This is a genomic window from Methanosphaera sp. A6 (assembly GCF_001729395.1).
Classification (GTDB): Archaea; Methanobacteriota; Methanobacteria; order Methanobacteriales; family Methanobacteriaceae; genus Methanosphaera; species Methanosphaera stadtmanae.
The window spans coordinates 1-5979 of the sequence record NZ_MAIF01000006.1 but is presented as its reverse complement, the minus strand read 5'-3'; the positions used below and the strand labels follow the sequence as shown (position 1 = coordinate 5979).

Genomic DNA, 5979 nt, shown 5'->3' with positions numbered 1-5979 from the left:
AAAGAAAGAAAAATATAAAGAAATTATATATGATACTAATATACAAAAAATAAGGAGAAAAATCGATGGCAATAGAAAATATTGAAATACTAAAAAAACCAATAGCAAACGACATAACAGAAACAATAGGTAACACACCACTTGTGAAGTTAAATAGATTAACAGAAGGAATTGATGCAAATGTACTAGTTAAATTAGAATCCTTCAATCCTGTAAGTAGTGTAAAAGACAGAGTAGCAGTTTCACTTATAGAAGATGCAGAAAAATCTGGAAAAATAAACAAAGATACAACAATAATCGAACCTACCAGTGGAAACACAGGAGTAGCATTAGCATTTGCAGCAGCAGCAAAAGGATACAAATTGAAAATCATACTACCAGAATCATTTTCAATTGAAAGAAGAAAACTCGTTAAAATATTTGGAGCAGATTTAGTACTTACACCTGCATCTGAAGGAATTCCTGGAGCAATAAAAGAAGCAGAAAGATTAAATGAAGAAATTGAAAATTCAATTATCTTACAACAATTCGAAAACCCTGCAAACCCAGAAATACATGAAAGATTAACAGGAAAAGAAATTCTTGTAGATACAGATGGAGATGTAGACATTGTAGTTGGAGCAATAGGAACTGGTGGAACAATAACTGGAATTGCAAATGCTATTAAAAAAGAAAAAGATGACTTTAAAGCAATAGGTGTGGAAGCTGCAGCATCACCTATAATTACTGAAGGTAAAAAAGGATCCCACAAAATACAAGGAATTAGTCCAGGATTCATAGCAGATACCCTTGATTTAGATGTTATTGATGAAGTTGTAACTGTAGAAGATGAAGATGCAGGAAAAACCACAATAGCACTTGCACAAAAAGAAGGAATACTTGCAGGAATATCCTCAGGATCTGCAGTATATGCAGCACTTGAAATAGCTAAAAGACCAGAAAACAAAGGAAAAACCATTGTAGCTGTACTTGCAGATACTGGTGAAAGATACTTAAGTGTTGAATGGTTATCTGACCTTTATTACTAAATAAAATATTATCACCAAATTATTAAATTATTAGTCATTAGACACTCCTTGACCTCCTATTTAACATAATATCCTATAAAAAAAAAACATGATGTGAAAAAAATTTAGAATTATGAAGTTAAATCACCTAAAAAAACATGATTCATAAATTTTATACAAAAAGAAGTAAAGTATATTAACTTAATTAGAGTTAATATAATAATCTTTTTTTTATAATGATCAATTTCTATTTTTTAAAATCTTTTATAAAATTCAAGACAATACTAATATCATTTCTATTTATTGCTCCAGTTACAATTAATGCAACAATATAAACAATTACTGCAACAACAATAGCAAATATGAATGGTAAATTTAAATATAATAAAACAACACCCATAATTATATTTGCCAAGATAACTTGTATACATGGAAGCACTGATTTTTTAAGATTTAATTTAAATTCTGTTTTAGACAAGGCATATAACATCAACACCAATATTAAAAATTCAGTTGAAACAGTAGAAATACTAGCACCAATATATGATAAATAATATATTAATATTAAATTTAGAATTATACTAAATATTGCTCCTATAGCAGCATTCTTTGTTACAGATACTTGTTTATTTATAGCTCCAAGTAAGGTTGAAGTTAAACCACTAAGAAACATGAAAATACCCGCCCATATAAGTATAGTTAATGCATGAGCACCTACCACATATTCACTACCATATATAATACCAATAATTTCCTTAGAATATATTGATGTTCCCACAGCAATTGCCATACCAACAATCAACAAGTACTTCATTAACTTATGATACAAATCTACAAGAGCATTTTTATCTGTAGTAAATAATTCACTCATTACTGGAAATATTGCATTGGATATTAAATAAAATATCGCTGATAAGACAAGTAACAACTTCTGTGATGAACTAAATAATCCTACAGATACACTTCCAGCCATATAAGTTAGTATAATTAATGCTATCCAGAAGTATATTGAAGTAAATACTGATGTTATACCGAATGGAATACCCTTAATGAGAATTTGTTTTATAAATGATTTTTCTAAACAAACACTGAGTCTAGGATACTTCTTAATTGTAATATAACTACAGTAAATAAACGATAAAATTATTGCTATAGGATATGCTGCAGCTACTATTGTAACATTTCCACTTCTAAAAATTATTAATAAAATAATTAAAAGAACAGACACACTATAAATAACATTACCTATTGTCTGATACTCCATTTTCTCATTACTTTGGAACAATGAATAATAACAAAGAACAAATGAATTAAACAACATATATATTCCAAATATTATCATTACATTAGTTCCATCTGTACTAAAATTACTAAAGAATATGAAAATAACATAAACAATACAAGTCAATATGGATGATATAACTCTAAGTAAAAATACAGTACCAAAATAAACTCCTGTTAAATCCTTATTTCGTGATACTTCCCTAATAGCATATGTGGCAAAACCTAAATCACAGAATATACCAAATACACCAACCAAAGAAGTAGCTGATGAAATTAAACCAAAATTATATGTTCCAAGATACCTTGCTGTGAAAAGTGTTAATATAAATGTCATCACATTATTTATAACACTTGCAAATAACAGTAAACTTGAATTCTTTATGACACGAGATGTTACATTCATGAATATCAATTTTTATTAGTTTTTATAAATAGTTGAATTTTTCTATTATTTTTTTTATATTATAATATATTTGTATAATAACTTAATATAAATTAATTAGAAATATAATAATAGTTTAATAAAAAGAGGACTGTATAATTTTATGATAAATATAACAACATTTTTAGATGCTAATGCATGTAGATTAGATAAACCTGTTTACTATTCTATTGACAGAGAAAAAAGATATAACTCCAGAGACATACTAGGTATTATTTCTGAAATAGGACGTAAATTAATAGATCTTGGAATTACAAAAGGAGATCGTGTACTCATATACCTGCCCAATGGACCAGAATATCTCTTCTCATTCCTAGCACTATGGCGTATAGGTGCTGTGGCAGTACCAACAAATAGAATCTACACCTCCCCTGAAATTCAATACTTCATTGAAGATTCAGATGCTAAATTAATAATAACAGACAAAAATGCAGATGATTTTTCCATTGACTCATACATAATCCCAAATATGGATAAATACACTAATGCCCCAATTCTTGAGGCTTGTAACACTTCATGGAATGATTTATGTCAACTACAATACACCAGTGGAACAACAGGAAAACCAAAGGGTGCAATGTTAACACATGGAAATTGGTTTAGTGCAATACAAAATGAATGTGATGTACTTAAGATGAATCATAATAGTGTGATGTTTTGTATTTATCCAATGGCACATGTGGGAATTTCATGGGCAATATCTACCCTTAGAACAGCAGCATTATGTATAACTAAAAATAATTATACATTTGATGAATATCTAGATATAATCTTTGAAAATCAAGTGACACATGCAACAGGTATGCCTCCAGTTATTCATTCAATAGTATCAAATCCAGATAAAGTTCAAAATAAATTATACACAGTAAAAAGTATAATATCCGGTGGTGGACCATTACATAAAGAAATATGGAAGAAATTCTATAAAAAATATGGAATTGCAGTACTTAATGCATATGGTGCATCTGAAACTATTGTAATAGGAACAGGTACAGTTATACGTCCAGAAGATTATGCTTCTGCAGATAGATTTGAAAGTGTAGGTCATCCTGTATGTTTTAGTGAAGTTAAAATAGTGGATACTGAAAATCCTAAAATTGAAATGGACTTAAATTGTCCTGGTGAAATTGCACTACGTGGACCATCAATAGCTAAAGGATACTGGAATAAACCTGAAGCTAATGAAAAAGTGTTCCTTGATAATGGATGGTTTTTAACAGGAGATATTGGATATCTTGACGATGATAAGAGATTATTCATAACAGATCGTAAGAAAGACATGATAATTATGTCTGGATGGAAAATATATCCTACAGAAGTAGAAGAAGTGCTAATTAAATATGATGCCCTTGATGAAATTGCAGTATTTAGTCTTCCACATGAACATAGAGGTGAAATTCCAGTAGCTGCTGTTATCTGGAAGGATAAAGAAGATGAAAAAGGATTAATTGAATTTGCACAGAAAAATCTTGCAAGATATAAAATTCCACGAAAAATATTCAGTGTCAAAGAATTACCTCGCGTAAATGGATGGAAATTACTAAGAAATGAATTAAAAAAAGAGTTTTTATAAATTATTAAAGATTTAAAAAAAATAGTTATAAGTAATTAAATCTAAACATAATATTATAATATATTAGTCATTTAATAAGTGGAAAAGTGTTTAAAATGCATGGCAAAGAAATAAGTGAGAATGTAGAAGAATATTTAGAAACAATCTACAAAAAAAGTCTAAAGGACAACATGGCTAAAACAACAGAAATATCTAAAGATCTTAATATTGCACCAGGTAGTGTAACCCAAATGCTTAAAAAACTAGAAGAAGAGGGTTATGTTAATTACTATCAATACAAAGGAGTTCAATTAACAGACAAAGGTTTTAAAGTTGCAATAAGTATTGTTAGAAAACATAGACTTATTGAAACTTTTCTCTATAAAACATTAGGCTTAGATATGGAAGATTTACATGAACAAGCATGTGCAATGGAACACACATTATCTGATGAAGCTGAAAGAAAAATATGTCAACTTCTAGGTTATCCAGATCAATGCCCAGATGATCATAATATCATTCCAGCTTGTGATTTAAATATCCAAACATGTTATGAATGCTCTAAAATTCATAGCATTGATGAAATTCCACGAAGAATTGAAAATCTAAAATCACTTGGAAACATGACACCTAATACAACAGGTGTTGTTAAATTTATACGTGGAGATAACAATAAAATTAAAAAATTACTCGACCTTGGAATTACATTAGAAACAGAAATAACACTCATAAATTCAACTCCATTAAATGGTCCAGTTAAAGTATTAGTATTTGATAAAGAAATACAATTAGATAAAGAATTATCATATAACGTATTTGTAGAACTTAAATAGATTGTTCTACCACTTTTTAACTTTTTTTAAAAATATATATTAGTTTTTTCAAATCCCTATGATAAGTATATAAGTAACAACATAGAAAGATAAGTAAAAACATGGGGGAAAATAAATGAAACAATATAAATGCTTATTATGCGGTTGGGTATATAATCCAGAAAATGGAGATAAAACCCAGAATATACCACCAGGTACTGCTTTTGAAGATTTACCAGATGATTGGACATGTCCTTATTGTGGATCTGATAAAACAATGTTTAGACCTGTTGAATAAAACTCTTTTTTTTATATCTTTAATTTTTTTAAAAACATCAAAAAAAAAACATCTCCTTAAATAAATTACCAAACATAAATACATTGTAACTATATCTTATTTCAAATAAAAATAGTTTTAAAAGATTTAATATTTTTAAAATAAATTATTTAATAGTTATATGAAAAACCATGCGAAATAAAAACATTGTTAATCAAATAAAGAACACTTATACAATTTAATATTATCTATTAAGTATATAAAGAAAAAAAGGAAAAGTATCATATGTTAATAATAAGGAGGAAAAAAATATGGTAGAATATAAATGTATGTTATGTGGATGGACATTTGACTCAGAAAAAGGAGATTTAGCACATGGAATAGAACCAGGTATGACACTTGAAGATTTACCTGATGACTGGACATGTCCACTATGTGGTGCTGGAAAAGATATGTTCCAAGCAGTAGAATAAATACAATTAATTAAAAAATGAAGTATAATATTAACTTAAAATACGTTCTTTTAAAATGAAGTATATTTTCATTAATAAGTTTATATTATATTTTTTCATTTTTATCTAAACTCAGCCCCCATAGATTTATCT

Annotated in this window: 6 protein-coding genes; 5 read left to right on the top strand and 1 reads right to left on the bottom strand. The window is 28.0% G+C overall.

Features of this window, described 5'->3' with window-relative positions; translation table 11 throughout:
- The first annotated feature begins 71 nt into the window (after positions 1-71).
- On the top strand, positions 72-1028 hold the full coding sequence (gene cysK / locus A9758_RS00190) for a cysteine synthase A (protein ID WP_172617521.1): 957 nt from the start codon (positions 72-74) through the stop codon (positions 1026-1028).
- Positions 1029-1254: 226 nt separating this feature from the next.
- On the opposite strand, the gene A9758_RS00185 is transcribed toward cysK, so the two are convergent.
- Positions 1255-2694 (bottom strand): flippase, encoded by a 1440-nt coding sequence (locus tag A9758_RS00185; protein WP_084759195.1) that lies wholly within the window; start codon positions 2692-2694, stop codon positions 1255-1257.
- A 142-nt stretch (positions 2695-2836) separates the two neighbouring features.
- Between A9758_RS00185 and A9758_RS00180 the strand changes: the two genes are divergently transcribed.
- The 4 genes from A9758_RS00180 to A9758_RS00165 all read left to right on the top strand — a co-directional run bounded on the left by A9758_RS00180 (position 2837) and on the right by A9758_RS00165 (position 5847).
- Positions 2837-4306, top strand: a complete 1470-nt coding sequence (locus A9758_RS00180) for a class I adenylate-forming enzyme family protein (RefSeq protein ID WP_011406047.1) — start codon at positions 2837-2839, stop codon at positions 4304-4306.
- A 95-nt stretch (positions 4307-4401) separates the two neighbouring features.
- A complete protein-coding gene (locus A9758_RS00175; RefSeq protein WP_011406046.1) occupies positions 4402-5118 on the top strand; it encodes a metal-dependent transcriptional regulator in 717 nt (238 codons plus the stop codon).
- A 115-nt stretch (positions 5119-5233) separates the two neighbouring features.
- Positions 5234-5395, top strand: a complete 162-nt coding sequence (locus tag A9758_RS00170) for a rubredoxin (protein WP_011406045.1) — start codon at positions 5234-5236, stop codon at positions 5393-5395.
- 290 nt (positions 5396-5685) lie between these two features.
- Entirely contained in the window at positions 5686-5847 is a 162-nt protein-coding gene (locus A9758_RS00165; protein ID WP_011406044.1) for a rubredoxin, read from the top strand.
- Positions 5848-5979: the final 132 nt, after the last annotated feature.